Genomic DNA, 15,902 nt, shown 5'->3' with positions numbered 1-15,902 from the left:
AGTTGCAGGCTCAGTCGCATGAGCTCTGCGCGGTCTGTCATGAGAAGCGACGTTACTGGTAACAGGTGGGTCTACGCTGTTCAAAATTGAACAGATGGTTCGATACGTCCCGAGGGGGCTCTCCCACGCGGCCGGTGGCGTCGCGCTATACTCTCGCGCATCGGCCTCCTGGCTACTGAAACGGAGGGTGTGACCATGCGAATCAATTGGCGGGAAGTGTTCAAGTTCTTCTCTGGCGCAGCATTCGCCGGCACGATCGCGAATGGGTATCTGTTCCTGTACGACATCTCCGTGCCGTTTCCGTTCTTTGGATTCACGATCTCCCCACGACTCTTTGGCGTGAGGGCGGTCGTGTCAGTCGTTTTGTGCGCCGTGTTCTTCTACTTCGGCTACGTGAAGACACGTCCACAGTCGCGCTGAAGGCCGGCCGCGCTCCTTGATCGCGTCGAATCCAACGGCGCTGGAACCGAGTGACCTTTCTGGAAATTGTGTCTCCTCGTTCACACGTTAAATCGTTTCATACTCGTTTCATTATTTGTTTCACAGTCATCGACAAGTGCTGCATTTTATTCGATATTATGCCATAGTACGATATGATTGAATCGTTTCATTGTGAACAATCTTCTGAGCGAGCTAGGCCGTAGGGTTGTTGACGCCGCCGACCTCCGGCAGAGGCTTGGAGTGTCCGCACCGACGATGATGCGAGCCGTCCGCAAAGCCGAGGCGCGTGTAATCCGCATCGGTCGAGGACGAGCCACACGCTATGGCTTGCGCGAGTTGTGGCCCGGCCTCGACGCGTCGCGGTTCCCAGTGTTTCGCATACTTGAAAACGGCGTCGCTCGTTCGGCGGGCGAGGTGCTCACCCTGGCATCGCGTCAGACAGTCTGGATGCCAGCCGGTGCGGTGTCCGACGGACTGCCCATCGAAATCGCAGATGCGCGGCCTTCGGGTTTCCTGGGCCGACACTTCGCTGCAATTCACGCCGATCTTCGGTTGCCGACGCGTCTGGCTGACTGGTCTGATCATCATGTTCTCATCGCCATGTCGAGACGCGGCGAAGATCTGCCAGGCAATCTGATCCTCGGCGACGAATCATTTGCGCGATGGCAAGCGCTTGACACCGGTGCGAAAACGCACGACGACTATCCCGAACTGGCAGAAGCGACGATGGCCGGGCATCCGCCCGGTTCATCGGCCGGCGGTGAGCGGCCGAAATTCGGGGTGTTTGTTGACAGACGTCACCGGCTCATCAAGTTCGCCGCCCGCTCCGCAGATGCTGTGGCGAGGCGGTGGTGTGACTTGCTTGCCATGGAAGCGTTGGCGCTCGACGTGGTTTCATCGCACGGCGTGTCGGCGGCCCGCACGCAAGTCGTGGAGACGCCTTCGCACCGGTTCCTCGAGAGCGAGCGATTTGATCGGCTTGGGGCGCGTGGACGCATTGCTGTGCTGAGCCTGGCCGCGGTCTGCAACGATCCGGCGCACTCCTGGGCCCGGGCGGCGGTCGAGCTGAGAAACGCCGGTCGCCTGTCTGATGAAGACGCGCGTCGCCTTCGATGGCTTGATGCCTTTGGCGCGTTTATCGGGAATACCGATCGACATCAGTTCAACATCCTCTTGTTCCCCGATGGTTCGAGTTTCCGGCTCGCGCCGGCGTTCGATCAGGTCTCGATGCTGTACGCGCCTTTGGCCGACGGCCAAGTGCGCGCGAGGACGTTTGCGTTGCCGAGGGCGGCTTCCGACACGCTGGACGTCTGGGACGACGCTCGCACGGCGGCACGAGAGTTCTGGGGACGCGCAAGCCACGACCGTCGTTTGTCAGGTGACATTCGCGTCGTCTGCTCCGTGAATGAGGTTCGGCTTGCGGCTGCAGTGCCGCCGCAACCGAAGCGATGAGGATGCCTCGTTATGGGCTGCGCTCGCCGCACCGATGCGTGGATCGCTCCTGGTGTCACCGAAAGTCGGTTCTGTGAATCTGTTATGGTGACGAGTGGGACAACCCACCTCTACAACTCGGCGTAAACCCAATCGGAAGCGTGATATGCGCAGATATGCTCTCGTTGCCTTGAGTCTGATGTTCACGACCGCGTGCGCTGGAAGCGCGGCGACACCTACCGCACCCACCGCACTTACGCAGACCCCCGCTGCCCCGCTCACGAGCCTGTCCGGCACGTGGATTGGCACGTCGGCGGACACGACCGGCCGGGAGAGCATGACGTGGGCCCTCACCCAGAACGGAAACTCCATGACCGGCACGATGAACATCAGCGACACCAGCCGAAGCATGATGGGGAACGGCTCGATGCAGGGCGCCATCAGCGGCTCCACCGTGTCGTTCCACATGACGGTGCCGAGCGGCGGATTCAGCGGCACGATGTCGTCCTGCTCCATGCTGGTGGATGGCCAGGGACAGATGTCCGACGATGGACACGCCCTGACGGGGACCTACTCGGGCAGTATGTCCGGGATGATGTCCGGAATGATGTCCACCGTGTCCTGCGGCGGCGCCATGAACAGCGGCCAGTTCACATTGACCCGATGATTCGCTCTTCCTGACGCAAGCTCCGCCTCTCGATCGACAGTCATGGGTAGACTGCTGCCGGGCCTTGCCTCGCGGCTGGATGACGGGTCCACCACTGCGATGGGAAGCACAGAACCACTGTCCGAAGCGGGCTAGCGACCCTTCGATGCCTTCCAGTTGAGGACGGCTCCTCCCAGGTACGCGATACCGGCTGAGAGGAAGACCACGTGGGACGCCACGCCCGGCAGCAGGACTTGCCCTTGCAGGAAACTCAGCCCGGCCGCAACCTTCAGCCACGATCTCCTGTCCACGATCCCCTCCCTGATTCACCTGGGCTGCGTTCCAGATACCGGCCCGCGTGCGACCCCAGGGGTTCAGCCGAAACAGGCACTCCCGTTCTGGCCATCGGACCGGGGTTCGCGGTGCAGAAACGCTCTCCAGAAGCTACGAAAGCGGGTGCGCCTCTGTTCCGATGAACGCCCGGCGGATATCCCAGCGCACCGGACCGTCAGCAACTGCTACGCTGCGCCCTTCCAGGGATCGCCGGGTAAACGTTCGATCAGCCGCAAAGAAACGAGCGGTGCTTCCGCCTCCGGGTCCCACGTGTAGCCAGCCGAAAGCAGCGGGCTGATGTCGGTCAGGAACGACGGATCGCCTGAAGCCGGATTTCTCTAGCGCTGGCTGTCGCGTTTTGGGACCAACGTCACTCACTCGCTTCACGCTGCAAGAACGGCTGCCCGCTCTCGCAGCAGATCGCGATAGGCGTCCGTGAATGCGCTACTGAGGAAAGACCGGTCAATCATCTGCAGACACGCGTCCAGCGACGATACAATCGTCGCTAAGATGCGCTGCGCCGATCGATCAGGAACTCCCCCATATTTGGCGAAAGCCAACCAGTCCTCGCGTGTGAGGTGTTCACACTTGCCGCCTACCGACAACGCGAGCTGATCACCGGGGATGACCAGCCTTGTACATATGAGGTCGTAGGCTGGAGAGAGTCGATGCAGGTCATCGTCGCCGGTCAACAGCGAGAAGTTCTTCAGATGCATGTCACCGTTGCCCGTCCACCACGAGAACACCATCAAGCGGTACAGGCGCAACACGTCAACCAGCGGCTCGCTCGCGTAGCGACGGAGCAGCCGAACGCACAGTTCACCCGAGCCCTCGTACTTATCCTTGGGCGGCTTTTCCGCAAGCTGGCAGAAATCTTCCTGGCGCAGTTTCCGCTTATCCTGAAGACGATCGAACCGCCGAACGATGTACGCGAGTGTGTTGTCACGCAAACGGACGAGACCACAGGGCGGAACGTCGATCCCCACGTGCTCCGCCATCCGCGTCGTCAGCAGTTCATTCTGGGGAATTTCTGGAAACGTCTGCGCTTGTGGCTTCAGAATGAAGTGACCGGCTCCAAGCACCAGTCGCAACGCTCCCCGCTCGACCGCCAAGTCGATCGAGATCTTCCGCTGGATGCCCGACAGAGTAGTACGTCCGACCATCGCCAAGGCGACGGTATGGAGACGCGCGAGATCGATGTCCAGATCCGGTACCGACCCAGCCCCGAACAACCTTCGGAGGCAGCGGGCGTGATATGGCGATGAATCCGTAGGACCGAGACAGATCAGGCAGCTCACCGGCGTTACCCTTCTTGACGATTCTGGTCCGCCAGCACTTCCACGGCGCCCACACAATCAGCACACGTTCCGATACGCGGCCCGGTCGCTCGTGCGTTCGTACCGCTCCGCACCGATCAAGCCGGCGACCTCGCTCTCCATCAACGCCTGGGAGAGCACCCGGATGCCCTCCCGAAGGACATCCCCGTCCTGCTCCTCAAGGAGCTTGCCAACAAACGCCGTCAGATCCATCCTTGCCTTGGCCATCGTCGTCGCCCTCCGTGTAGGTCCTCTTTGCCGAGAAGAACTCACGGAACGATGCACGATGGCCGCTTCCCCTGTCCAGGCTCAGCGGTTTACCGAAATTCCACCACATGCTGGGACTCTAACGCCCGACGCGGGCGGACCGCAACTAGCCAGGTCTCTTGAATTGCAGCGATCGATGTGAACTGTCGCTCTTGAGCAGAGCAAAATACCGATCGGCCAACTGGCGGACTTCCTGAGGTAGTGTGCGGTAGCAACGCCAGAATCGCGCGGTGGCGTAGTGTTTCATAGTTCGCGAGTGTGCGCCCCTGCGTGGTCCCGAAGTGCTTCGCGAGCGAGAGCGTCCAGCCGCCCAGCCGCTGTGTCCTGTTCGATCTGCCAGTCCCAGACAGCCGCGTCGTATTCCGCAAACCACTTTCGAAACTGCGCGAACTCCCTCTTCGGAAGTCGCTTCACCGCGCCGATAATCTGCTCGACGCGAATCGTCATGCGCGACGAGGCGAAGAGCGATCCGTCAGAGGAGAAACGGGTGGCCGAAGATGGGGGCGGTCGGCGGGTAATGAGCGTTGGCGAGCGCGACTGCCGCGAAGCGGTTTAGTTCAACGACGGCGACGACGACCATGACGATGGCCACGGGGAACAAGAAGAAGAAGGTGATGGTCGCGAGGAATCACAGGTCCGCTTCCACGGTGGCGTTCACGTAGATCTTCCACGCGGCATCGCGCGGCCTCTGGGCTTGATCCGTCTATGCGGATCTCCGCATAGTCGGATCAGGCCCAATTTGCGGGTTAGGGGGCCTCCATCTCATATCTCATGTCGAGCCAATTCCTCGGATCGACCTCTGGCCCTGAGCACGAATCCAATCCAGAAGTACCATACCGGGCCAACGGCGAGCGCTCCCAACCCTACAGAGAAATCAATCAGCCACGAAGATCGTGAAAGCGATCCCACAAACACAAGGAGAAACAGCACGCCGCCGACAAGGCCGATGTACCCAAGTGAGCGGGGAACGAGCCTCCGGCGTAGCGCTGCGGCGTTTACGGTCAGCGCGAATACCCCCATGAGGCCCCACGCGAAGAAGCACGGATCGATGTGAGGCATACCAACGACGAGCAATAGCGACTGTACATCGGGTGAGGCACTCATGAACAGCTTCGCCAGCCGGGGCGCCTCCACGGCGACATAGGCAAAATCGATTGTTGCCAGTGCCGCCCCGAGGAAGCCCACAACCGCCGCCCAACACAGAGGTCCCGTGAGCTGTTCACGAAGCAATGAGAGGAAGGCCACGATAACCGCGAGCGTCAGCAGCGAGAGAGCGACGACAATCCAGTAGTGAAGCGAGAAGACCAATGAGCTCTCAGAGAGTGACTGAAAGAACGCTGCAGTGACGCCGCCGGCACCTCGAAGTTGAGCCCGCGGCAGCAAAAAGTGCGTCACCCCTGTAAGAATGTTGAGCATGCCGACAGCAATTGCTGATGCACCACCGAACCCAAGCACACTTGAATGTCTCATCAGGGAATCCCTCACCTTTCGTTGCCCCGCTGTCCCCCTAGACGTCAGGCTTCAGCCGCGGCGGCCCACGATCGCACCAGCCGCCGTCGGCGCAAGCCATGTTGGGCGGAGGTTCGACATTGCCCGACCGATCAGGCAGCAATGAGCGGAGCTACGTCCTCCCGGCTCACCGATGCGAAGCCGAGTTCTCGCAACACCCGATTGAACGCGGCCACCGAGAGGGCGCCGGGGTTGGTGATTTCCACGCCGATCGGCCGACCGCCCCTGGCGTAGTCGACCAACAGGCCAGCCTCCACCCGCCGTGTTCGCATGCTGCGTTGACCGGGACGGCGCGGCAGGTAGTAGTAGGCCGCGATCGCTCGCCCTCGGCGATACGTCACTTCAAGATACGGGGTGTTCATCTCGCCTTCTTCTCGTTCTCGAGAGGGTACGCGGTGACGACCAGAAGAAGTTGTTCGGTCGTCAGTGGTTCCACAATCACTTCCCACGCCCGCCGACTGTGCCGTGTCTGGATGATCCATCGCCCAGCCACCGCGTCCCGCCGATTTCCGGTCGCATGTTCCAGCATACGCCTGAGATCGACTTCCGTGAAGCGCCGGTCTTCCATGCGCTTCAGCAGGTGAGGACTGAATTCCAATTCCCAGTCCCACCATGGCGGCCATCGACGACGACTACTCAAGTACCTCTCCAGTTCTCGCGTGTGCGTTGTTTCTGCCCAACGGCTGCGGTCCACCCGCGGCCGCGCCGCGCCAGGTCAGGCGGCCGTCGGGTGCAGCCGCTTGTTGAACTCAATCCGCCTGCGGCGGATAGTGTAACCCTCGCTCGTCTATCTCGGTCTGCGAATCCCACCGTGCGTCTGACGATACTCCGATTGTCGGAGAGATCTCCCTCTCCGCCGAAAGGAGACCGCCATGACACCGTTGCGCCAACGCATGCTCGAGGACATGAATCGTACCGCGAATCTCGGAGAGCGGGTTGTGTGAGTCAGGCCACCTTGGCCTGCTCACCGTATCGCGCTTTGTACTCCGCGGGCGGTACCTACCCGATCGGTTCGAGGCGACTCCGCAGGTTGACAAGCCAAATGCGGTGAAGTTCTAAGAACCGCGGCTGGAAGCGAGTGGTTTTCGTGGAGAGGTTTGCCCCTCAGGTAAGATTCGAACTTACCCGCCTGCGCTTCGTCCCTCGACGTCGCTCGGGACGACCCGAGCCTGCCGCAAAGCCACATCCAACATCAGGCGCACTGCCGAGCGGTCAGGTCGAATGTCACGTGCCGCCGGAACGCGGCGAGAGGTGGGCGCTGTTCAGGCACCCACCTGTACGACGGTTGGAGCTGTGCGCCGATCTGGTTGTCTGCGCCCGGTGTCTCCTTATCCGGGGTCGCGCCGGCTATACGACATCCGGCACCCAGGTGGCGTTCACCAGGGCCACGGCGGCGGGACGAATCCTCGCAGGAATCCGAGTGTTGCCGGGAAGAGCGCCTCCTCCTCCGGCCGGATCCCCGTGTCGAGCCAGCTCACCATCGCGTCGATGCCAGCAACATCCTGCGGCGACGTAAACGTGCAGTGGCCGTTCACGGCGGTCCCGCTCTGCGTGCGATACCCGGCGGTGAACTGCTGCATCAGCAGGTCGCCGTTGCCCAACTGCCCGACGCTGGCGCAGTACGCGCTCTCGTGATTGGGCGGGGCGAGCGCATCGCCCGTCGTGTGCACGGTGAGAACCGGCCGACGGATGTCACCGGACGGGTCGAAATAGCGGGCGGCATAGTTCCGGGCGTTGCGGTCGGACGTGATGTTCGTCATCTCGTTCATGTCCGCCAGCAGCTCGTCGGCGTTCACGCCGAGCCCGCCCAGGTAGGCTTTGTCGTCGTCGCTCAGCGTGTACACGCGGCCGACGTTCTCGGCCACCGGCCCGCCCGCGCGTCGCTCCAGTTCCGCTCGAACGGCGAAGGCGAAGTACAGGTTCTGGCCTCTCTCCGGCAACCCAACCGGGTTGACGTAGTAGCTGTCGTTCGGCAGCCGGTTCACCAGCCGGATGAATTCCCAGCGGCCGAAGTTGCCGGGAGTCGGTGTTGGCACGTGCGGGAGTACGTCGGTCATGTAGTTCAGGTCGTCGCGAAGATCACCGGGCGACCCCCACTCCGGCATCCAGCCGAAGGCGACCTTGTAGGCCAGCGTGATGTCGAGGAAATGGTCGAACCGACGCGGCGTACCCGCACCCGCGGCGCACAGGGCAACCGCCCCGTCGTAGAGGCCTGGGAACTTCTCGATCAGGCCGAGCGCGATGAGGCCGCCCAGCGACTTGCCCCAGATGATCGTCCGTAGAGGACGGCCCACGATCTCCCGAAAAGCGCCCGTCAGCGCGACGTTGTTCTGCATGCCCTCCTTGACCTGGTACCCGGCAAGGACCTGTGGCGGCACCGGCACCCCCCCTTGGAAGCGCGACGCGGCCAGCGCGAACCCCTTTGCCAGGAGCGCGTCCACATCGGCGGGCAGCGGCGCCAGCGCCGGCGGCACGGCACTTTCGCCGTACCCGTGGGCGTACACGATCAGCGTGCCGTTCCAGTTGGCCGGGACCCGGATGCGATACGGAACGCCGCCCAGCTCGCCCTGCAAGTCGGCGGGCAGCGGCACGGCGGCCGGCACTTGCGCGGCGGCAGTCGCCGGCGCGAACAGCGCCAAGATCATCGGCACGGCGGGGATCAACCTGCGCAGTCTCATAGCACATCTCCTCTGTGGCCTTTCGCTTCGCGGCGTCTTCCTGAAAGCGGTGCCTTCACGCGGCACTCGCTCCCATCAGTACTCCGGAAGCGGGGGCGGAAACGGCCAACGGACCGCCCGCCCGCGCCAAATTCGACATGCTCGGAGGATGACTCGAGCTCGCCCGTCTCACCGGGTCCTGACGGGCCCCAGGTACTTGTCGAGCCAGGCGAGAACTTCCCGCACCACTTCCTGGTTGAAGGCGACGTGCCCTCCCTCGACGACCAAGCGGCGCTTGTCCTTGTCGGGCGTGCCGAGGAGGCGGAACATGGGAATCTGGCTGGTCGATTCCGGGAAGAGGGGGTCTGAACGACCGGAGACCATGAGCGTCGGCACCGTCGAACGAGGGGCGTAGTCGAGCGGGTTGACCTCGGCGGAGACCCGGTGAAGGAACCCGCCCCAGAACAGCACCGCCGCCTTCAGGCGCGGCTCCAGCGCCAGCAGTCTCGGGGCCTGCACCGTGCCGAGGCTGAGCCCGTGGTACGCCACCTTCTCGCGGTCGAAGTCCCCGCGTGTCTCCAGGTAGTCGAGGGTTCGCCCGAGGTCCTTGTGCCACTGAAGGGCCAGCTCGCGCCAGACGTTCGGCTTCGAGATGCAGGCGGCGTAGTTCTCCCCGATCGTGCGCTCGTACATCCCCTTGTAGATCGGGTGCACCACCGCGCGGCCGCTCCGGACGAAGAAGTCGAACCACTGGGACTCCAGCCGGGCGCTACTTTGGAGGTCCAGCGCCCACGTCCCCGGGAACGTCACCACGGCCTGGAACGGAGGGACGGCGTTCTTCGGAAGGAAGAGGTACATGGTCACCCTCTCGTTGCCGTAGGCCGCGCGGAAGCTGACCTTCTCCTGGCGCCAGAAAGGGGAACCCTCGTCGATCGCCTCGACCCTTGCGTCCAGCTCGCCGTGATCGTACGCGTGGAGCGCCTTGTAGACCTGGAAGATCTCGTCGCCGACAGGCCGGTCACCGGAGCGGTCGGCAGCGACGAGAGACACGGCCACGGACCCGGTGAGTTCGGGCGGCGGCTCGAGCTCGTACTTCGCGCAACGAAAGCCGTTGCCGTTCGAGCGGTCCAACGGGGGGCGCGCGTCCGAGAGCTGGAAGAGATACAGCGGGTCGTTCCACGCCCCGCCCAGGATGCAGCGGTTGTCGCCGGACGCGTTCAGGCACCACTCCCTCACGTTCCCCGCGGCGTCGTAGGTTCCGAACGGCCCGAGCCCCGCGTAGCTTCCGACGCGGGCCGGTCCCCGCCCGCCGAAATTGCTCGTCTCCAGGATGGTCGTGAACATCCCCTGGTGTGCCGCCACCTGCCAGTGATGGACCGTCGGGAGCACCTTTCCCTCCGATTCACAGTACGCCGCCGCCTCGTACCAGCTCACGCCGCCGACCGGGTAGTCGTCCTGTCCGCGGGGATAAGCGCCGAACTGCCAGGTCGCGGGGCCGGGACGGCCCGTGGCGTCCGTGAGACGCGCGACGGCCCGTTCCCAACCGATCACCCGGCCGCCTTCGACGAATGGCCCTTTCCAGTACTCGGCCTTTCCGTAGCCACCGCGATCGACGAACTCCTTGTAGCGCGCGTTGCTGACCTCGTACTTGTCCAGCCAGAATTTCCCGATTGGCATCCGCCCCCACACGCGGACCATCCCGCGCGGCGCGGTCCCTTCAAGATCCAGCTTGACGCTCACGCGCCCGACACCGCTGGTGACGGCGCTGGCCGTGTATCCCTCAGCGGTCGTATAGCCCGGCTTCGAGATCCGGTACGCCAGGTGCCCGGCGGGAATGGCCACCGCATCGAGGGGCGTTCGGCCGAGGTTGTCCCACTCGGCATCGGCGCCCGTATCGATGTAGTCGCGGACCCGCACGTCGGCACCGAGTGGATCCGACTGGAACGAGGCGCGGCGCGTGTGGTTCACCCGGAGCCGCGCGATCTCCGGGTCGTTCGGCAGGTAGCGCTCAGCGCGCCGGACCAGGCGGAACGCCGCGGCATTCCGCCCTTCGTCGATCAGGCGCGCGATCTCGGGCAACGCGATCCTCCGGGCCCAACTGACGCGTGACAACCCCCAGAGCGACCACGAGACGGCCGCGAGCGACACGACGACGATTGCAAGCGCGGGAACCGCCAACCGCCGGTCTCGCAGGAGCGTCCACGGCCCGGGCCGGGTGGCCATCTGCGCCTGGCAGCCGGCCAGGGCCTCGTGGAGTTCGACGCCCGAGGGATAGCGGAGATCACGCTCCTTCTCGAGACACCGGGTCACGATGGCTTCGAGCGCTCTGGGAACGTCGTGTCGAAGGCGGTGGACGGGCACCGGGGTGTCGCGCAGGATCGCCTGCATCTTCGAGATCGGCGAGTGCCCCTGGAAGGCTCTCCGCCCCGTCAGCAGTTCATAGAGCACGGCTCCGAAGCTGAAGACGTCGGAGCGAGCATCGAGCGTGGCGCCCTCCACCTGCTCGGGCGACATGTAGGCCGCCGTGCCAAGCACCGCGCCGTCTTCCGTGAGGTCGCTCTCGGGCGGCGGAGCGGTCGGGGTCATCGCACTCTGCTCGATGTCGAACCGCGCGCCCACGTGCTTCGCCAGGCCGAAGTCGAGAACCTTCACCTGCCCGTCGGCCGTCACCATCACGTTCGCCGGCTTGAGGTCGCGGTGAATGACGCCCTGGCGGTGGGCGGCCGCCAGGGCGTCCGCCATTTCGATTGCGCTCGTGAGCGCCTCGTCCACCGGCAGCAGACCGCCTTGCAGGCGATCGGCGAGCGTCTGCCCCTCGATGTACTCCATCACGAGGAACGTCAGGCCTGCCTGGTCTCCCACGTCGTGAAGCGCGCAGACGTGCGGGTGATTCAGGCTGGCGATCGCCTTCGCCTCGCGGTCGAAGCGGGTGCGCCAGGGGGTCTTCGATGTCGGAAGGCCGGAATCCGCGGCGAGCCCCGGCGGGAGAACCTTGATGGCAACCGTGCGGTCGAGGCGCGTGTCTCGGGCCTTGTAGACCTCGCCCATGCCACCGCGGCCAATCACCGACTGAATCTCGTACGGCCCGAGGCGCCGGCCGGCCTCGAGAACGGGGCGGGCGGGCGCGGCCGGTGTCGTCACCGGAATCGCATCGTCGTCCGCGTCCCCGGCAAGCAGCGCCTCGACTTCCCCGCGAAACTCGCAGGAGGGGTTTTCCAGGAAGCTGGCGGCCTGAGCTTCCTTCGAGAGGAGCCGGAGCACCTCATGTCGCAACACGACGTCTCCGCCGCAGGCCTCTTCCAGAAACGCCGCGCGGGCTTCCGGCGCGCGCGCGCGCGCCGCGTGGAACAGTGCCTCGACGCGCCGCCAGAGTTCCTGCTTCATGGCGAACTCCGATGGGAGGCCTAAGCGCGCGACCTTCTGCCCGGCCGGGGGCCGGCGGCAGGCAGCGCCGCAGGCGGACGGCGCGAATTGTAGCATCCTCGACGCGAAGTGGTCCGGCGACCGTCCATCTATCTTCAATCCGCAAGTGGGCGGCGGAATGGCCAACGGGCGGCGAGCCGGTGTAGGATTCGCGCAACGTGGCGAAGTGGGAAGACGCCGATCTGACGGCGATGCTGGACGCATGGAAGCACGGCGACCAGGATGCTCTGGACCGCCTGGTTGCCCTCGTCTACGCGGAGCTTCGCCGCATCGCGCACCGGCAGCTCTGGAGGCGCCGTCCGGGCGACAGCCTCGAGTCCGTCGGGCTGGCCAACGAGGCGTATCTCAGGCTCGTGCGCGCGGGCGGGATTGGCTGCGAGAACCGGGTCCACTTCCTGGCGCTCTGCGCCCAGATCATGCGGCGGATCGTCGTGGACCACGTGCGGGAGCGGGCCTCCGCCAAGCGCGGGGGTGGCGTCACGAAGTTGCCGATCGAAGAGGCCCGGCTGCCGGCTCCCGGGCACGGCGTGGAATTGCTCGAACTGGACGAAGCGCTCGAGGCTCTGGCCCGCATCGATCCCCGCAAGAGCCGCCTCGTCGAGTTGCGCTACTTCGGCGGGCTGACCATCGATGAGGCCGCGACGTTCCTCCAGGTCTCCCCGGGCACCGCGAAACGCGACTGGCTGCTCGCCAAGGCGTGGCTGCTCGCCGAACTGTCGGGCGACGGGTAGTGATTGCGACAAAATGAGATTGGCTCCTCATCCGCCTTCACTCCGCAGACGGAGCTACGGCGCGATTTCGTCGCCAACTCTGATGGAGTAGACGGGAAGTGGAGAAGTTGGATCCTCGGCACGCCTTCGCCAAGGCTCCGGCGCGCTCTTCTTCGGAGCGAGCCCGCGTGCGCTCCGAGCGGGTCTGGCTCCTCAGGTAAGATTCGAACTTATTCGCCTACGCTTCGTGGTGTACGGGTGCGAAGCTTCGGCGGGATCTCGCCGAAGCTCGCCTCGAGTCTCGGCGAGCGAAGGCGGACAACCCTCCGGTTAACAGGCGGAACAAGCGTCGTTAGCCGCGTCTTGCTGGGCGTTGCGCCGCTGTGTCGGACCGCGCGCCTGACACCGGAACACCTGACGATCTTGCGGTTTCGCTTTGTGCCGCTGTTTGCTGCCGCTTGCCGGACTTTGTGGCGTCCAAAGGGCAAGAAAAGGGCAACGCTGATGCTGGTCACCAGCGAGCACGCGCTCTTCCTCGGTGAGGTCCGCGAGGAACGCAAAGCCCCGCACTCAACCGGCGGTGATTCTGTGGCGGTCGACCCCATCGTGAACCTGGACGGCGCTGGTGAGGCTACCGCCTTCAACGAGCCTGCAGGTTACCGCCTGCGAGGATCTGCGGGACGGTCTTGGGAGGCGTACCGGACCAGTTGCTGGAGAACAGAAGTACGCTTCCGTCCCAGAGCGCCACCGCCAGCGTGTCGCTTGTTCCGGGCTCGCCGTTGTCGAAGACCGTGACCTGGAGTTGGTAGTTGCCGCCGAGCGACGTCGGCGCGAGGGGATTCGTGATATCCGAGATAGTTGCCTTGGAGAGGAACTGTCCCGTGCCAGTACCCTTTACCGTGCCCGGCGTAATACTCAGAGAATCAATCGCGTTGCTCTTGATTTGGTAGATCTTCCACCGGCCGTCGGCCTGGCGGCTTCGTACGATGATGTTCACGTGCCCTTGGAGTACCTTTGGCGTCTTCGCCTTCGCGTTGAAGCCAAAGTTCGTTCTCGTCCCGGCCGTGCCAGCATACACACCGACCGACGCGGTGTTGATCAGGTACCCGCCGCCGCCGAGGAACCCGGTACCGGGTTTGTACACGTTGACATCGAAGTCGTCGTACGAGTCGTTCCTCGTGTAGTAGCCAGTGACCACGATTCCTACTTCATAGGTGGCACTGTCCGCGCTTCCCGTTGTCAGCGTGGTCACACAGGACACAACACCTGTCTTGAGGTCGGCTGGAGCAATTAGAGTGGGAGTCAGGTCAGAGCAGCCCGGGAACGGCGCGTTCGATTGATTACGGTTCACGAACGTTACGCGCGCGTTCCGTGTATCGCCGAGGTCGCCGTCATAGGCGGGGTCGAGCAGGATGCCCGTGATGTCCTGGACCGTCGCCATGAGCTTCGCGGACACGTTGGAGGTACTGGTGGAAGGAGTACTCAGTGACGTCAATCCCGTGGAAACCGCTCGCGCGTCCTCCGGGGTTACGGTGAGAACAACTCCGACGCCACTGCTATCGGTGAAGTTGGAGTTCGTGCTAGTGAATGCAGCCGTTACAGCGTAGTTGGCGGGCACCCGCATGTTCGAGATTCCCGACTTCGTCGCCACGCCGGCATTGTTCACCGCAGCCGAACCAACCGACACTCCGGCGATGAAGAACTCCACGGAACCGGAGATTGTCTGGCCATTGAGAATCGTCGGGCTGACGGTGGCTGCCAGCTTAACCGGATCGCTGTACTGAGTGTCTGCGGGCTTCGTAATGACGAGCGTCGTTTGCGCCGGGTCTATTGTCAACCCGGAGGTTGTACCGCCGGCGCTGAAATTCGGCGCAACACTGGCTGGGTTGTACGTCACAGCGACGTTGTAGTGGCCAGCGACAAAGCTCGATCCAAGTGTCACGCTTGCGCTCGCCGCGCCGGCAGCAACAGTTACGGGTCCCAGTGTGGCAAGCACTGTGCCGCTCGTCGTTGTCACGACGAAAGTGACCGACCCCTCATTGACGGTTGCCGTAGACGGCAAGCCGGCCTTGACATTCGCGGTGAGTGTCACGAGCGGATCCCCAAAGTGCGCATTGATGCTCGGTGCGGTCGTCGTGGTATTGGCCGGGCTGATCGTGAAGCTCGCGCCGATGTTGGTGACCGGCTCATAGTTCACCAACTTCCCGTTCGGATCGACCAGTGTTGCCGTAATGAGATACGGCCCGCCCGCGACCGTATTCCCGGGGGCTCGGGTGTAGGTTGCGCTGATGTTGTCCGCCGTCAGGAAAGTGCCACTCCCCGTCGTCAACGGACTCGGATCGGCGGTCCCGTAGGTCTTGCTGTTGGGGCTGGTCGTCCACGTCGCCGCCAGCTTGTTGATCGTGAAGGCCGCCCCGGCGTTCGTGATCGTATAGTTGCTCAGCACGCCTGCCGGGCTCAGCGTCGCGCTGATCGTGTAGGGACTCCCGGCCACCGCCTCTCCGGCCGTCCGGGCGTAGGCCGCTGTCACGTTGTCAGCCGCGAGGAAGCCACTCAGGGTCCCCGTCAATGCCGGGTCGACGTCGCCATACGTCTTGCCGACGTCGCCATACGTCTTGCCCGCCACCGTCGGCGTCACCGACGCCACCTTCGGGTTGATCGTGAAGTCCGCGCCCGCGTTAGTGATGGTGTAGTTGCTCAGCACGCCTGCCGGGCTCAGCGTCGCCGTGATGGGATACGGCCCGCCCGTCACCGTCTCGCCAGACGCACGGCCGTAGGTCGCCGTCACGTTGTCCGCCGCCGTGAAATTGCTGCCGCTCCCTGTCGTCAGCGGGGCCGGGTCCGCGTCGCCGTACGTCTTGCCGCTTGCGTTCGTCGTCCACGCCGCCAGGCGCTTGGCGATTGTGAAGGCCGCAGTGTTATAGGTAATGCTGTAGTTCCCTAGCGCTCCTGACGGATTCAGCGTCGCGTTGATGGTGTACGAACTCCCCGCCACCGTCTCTCCGGCCGTCCGGGCGTAGACCGCTGTCACGTTGTCAGCCGCGAGGAAGTCACTCAGGGTCCCCGTCAATGCCGGGTCGACGTCGCCATACGTCTTGCCCGCCACCGTCGGCGTCACCGACGCCACCTTCGGGTTGATCGTGAAGTCCGCGCCCGCGTTAGTGATGGT

The 15,902-nt window shown here is 64.0% G+C and carries 13 protein-coding genes and 1 pseudogene; 4 read left to right on the top strand and 10 right to left on the bottom strand.

Annotated features, from left to right (window positions below; genetic code table 11):
- The first annotated feature begins 195 nt into the window (after positions 1-195).
- The 3 genes from NTV05_15425 (at position 196) to NTV05_15415 (ending at position 2,539) form a co-directional block, all read left to right on the top strand.
- Positions 196-420 carry a hypothetical protein gene (locus NTV05_15425; GenBank protein ID MCX6545789.1) on the top strand — a complete coding sequence of 75 codons (225 nt, stop codon included), beginning with the start codon at positions 196-198 and terminating at the stop codon, positions 418-420.
- A gap of 276 nt (positions 421-696) precedes the next feature.
- Positions 697-1,893 carry a HipA domain-containing protein gene (locus NTV05_15420; GenBank protein ID MCX6545788.1) on the top strand — a complete coding sequence of 399 codons (1,197 nt, stop codon included), beginning with the start codon at positions 697-699 and terminating at the stop codon, positions 1,891-1,893.
- A gap of 145 nt (positions 1,894-2,038) precedes the next feature.
- On the top strand, positions 2,039-2,539 hold the full coding sequence (locus tag NTV05_15415; GenBank protein ID MCX6545787.1) for a hypothetical protein: 501 nt from the start codon (positions 2,039-2,041) through the stop codon (positions 2,537-2,539).
- A 131-nt stretch (positions 2,540-2,670) separates the two neighbouring features.
- Here NTV05_15415 and NTV05_15410 read toward each other — a convergent pair whose 3' ends face one another.
- From NTV05_15410 to NTV05_15370, 9 genes and pseudogenes are all read right to left on the bottom strand, one after another.
- Positions 2,671-2,829: a hypothetical protein gene (locus NTV05_15410; GenBank protein ID MCX6545786.1), complete on the bottom strand. Its 159-nt coding sequence runs from the start codon at positions 2,827-2,829 to the stop codon at positions 2,671-2,673.
- Positions 2,830-3,234: 405 nt separating this feature from the next.
- Positions 3,235-4,014, bottom strand: coding sequence for a HipA domain-containing protein (locus tag NTV05_15405; GenBank protein ID MCX6545785.1), 780 nt, complete (start codon positions 4,012-4,014; stop codon positions 3,235-3,237).
- Between the two features lie 201 nt (positions 4,015-4,215).
- Positions 4,216-4,395: pseudogene (locus NTV05_15400) on the bottom strand (transposase).
- Between the two features lie 282 nt (positions 4,396-4,677).
- Positions 4,678-4,881, bottom strand: a complete 204-nt coding sequence (locus NTV05_15395; protein ID MCX6545784.1) for a hypothetical protein — start codon at positions 4,879-4,881, stop codon at positions 4,678-4,680.
- Between the two features lie 315 nt (positions 4,882-5,196).
- The gene (locus NTV05_15390) at positions 5,197-5,889 is read right to left on the bottom strand and encodes a DUF4386 family protein (protein ID MCX6545783.1); all 693 of its coding nucleotides are present in this window, start codon (positions 5,887-5,889) and stop codon (positions 5,197-5,199) included.
- 146 nt (positions 5,890-6,035) lie between these two features.
- Positions 6,036-6,305: a DUF2283 domain-containing protein gene (locus tag NTV05_15385; GenBank protein MCX6545782.1), complete on the bottom strand. Its 270-nt coding sequence runs from the start codon at positions 6,303-6,305 to the stop codon at positions 6,036-6,038.
- Positions 6,302-6,583: a DUF4258 domain-containing protein gene (locus NTV05_15380; GenBank protein MCX6545781.1), complete on the bottom strand. Its 282-nt coding sequence runs from the start codon at positions 6,581-6,583 to the stop codon at positions 6,302-6,304. The genes NTV05_15385 and NTV05_15380 overlap by 4 nt, the downstream gene beginning before the upstream one ends.
- A gap of 736 nt (positions 6,584-7,319) precedes the next feature.
- Positions 7,320-8,621 (bottom strand): hypothetical protein, encoded by a 1,302-nt coding sequence (locus NTV05_15375; GenBank protein ID MCX6545780.1) that lies wholly within the window; start codon positions 8,619-8,621, stop codon positions 7,320-7,322.
- Between the two features lie 168 nt (positions 8,622-8,789).
- Entirely contained in the window at positions 8,790-11,984 is a 3,195-nt protein-coding gene (locus NTV05_15370; GenBank protein MCX6545779.1) for a protein kinase, read from the bottom strand.
- A gap of 197 nt (positions 11,985-12,181) precedes the next feature.
- Here NTV05_15370 and NTV05_15365 point away from each other — a divergent pair, with 197 nt between their 5' ends.
- Positions 12,182-12,754, top strand: coding sequence for an ECF-type sigma factor (locus NTV05_15365; GenBank protein ID MCX6545778.1), 573 nt, complete (start codon positions 12,182-12,184; stop codon positions 12,752-12,754).
- 619 nt (positions 12,755-13,373) lie between these two features.
- Here NTV05_15365 and NTV05_15360 read toward each other — a convergent pair.
- On the bottom strand, positions 13,374-15,902 hold a 2,529-nt coding region (locus tag NTV05_15360; GenBank protein MCX6545777.1), incomplete at its 5' end, for an MBG domain-containing protein.

Source organism: Acidobacteriota bacterium, from assembly GCA_026393755.1.
GTDB lineage: Bacteria > Acidobacteriota > Vicinamibacteria > Vicinamibacterales > JAKQTR01 > JBAXOX01.
Note: the sequence above shows the minus strand (reverse complement) of the source record. Positions and strands in the feature narration are given on the sequence as shown.

What these genes read in the sequence shown, in the direction of transcription:
- NTV05_15425 (MCX6545789.1), top strand. Translation starts at nt 196, where the DNA reads ATGCGAATCAATTGGCGGGAAGTGTTCAAGTTCTTCTCTGGCGCAGCA.
- NTV05_15420 (MCX6545788.1), top strand. Translation starts at nt 697, where the DNA reads ATGATGCGAGCCGTCCGCAAAGCCGAGGCGCGTGTAATCCGCATCGGT.
- NTV05_15415 (MCX6545787.1), top strand. Translation starts at nt 2,039, where the DNA reads ATGCGCAGATATGCTCTCGTTGCCTTGAGTCTGATGTTCACGACCGCG.
- NTV05_15405 (MCX6545785.1), bottom strand. Translation starts at nt 4,014, where the DNA reads ATGGTCGGACGTACTACTCTGTCGGGCATCCAGCGGAAGATCTCGATC.
- NTV05_15395 (MCX6545784.1), bottom strand. Translation starts at nt 4,881, where the DNA reads ATGACGATTCGCGTCGAGCAGATTATCGGCGCGGTGAAGCGACTTCCG.
- NTV05_15385 (MCX6545782.1), bottom strand. Translation starts at nt 6,305, where the DNA reads ATGAACACCCCGTATCTTGAAGTGACGTATCGCCGAGGGCGAGCGATC.
- NTV05_15375 (MCX6545780.1), bottom strand. Translation starts at nt 8,621, where the DNA reads ATGAGACTGCGCAGGTTGATCCCCGCCGTGCCGATGATCTTGGCGCTG.
- NTV05_15370 (MCX6545779.1), bottom strand. Translation starts at nt 11,984, where the DNA reads ATGAAGCAGGAACTCTGGCGGCGCGTCGAGGCACTGTTCCACGCGGCG.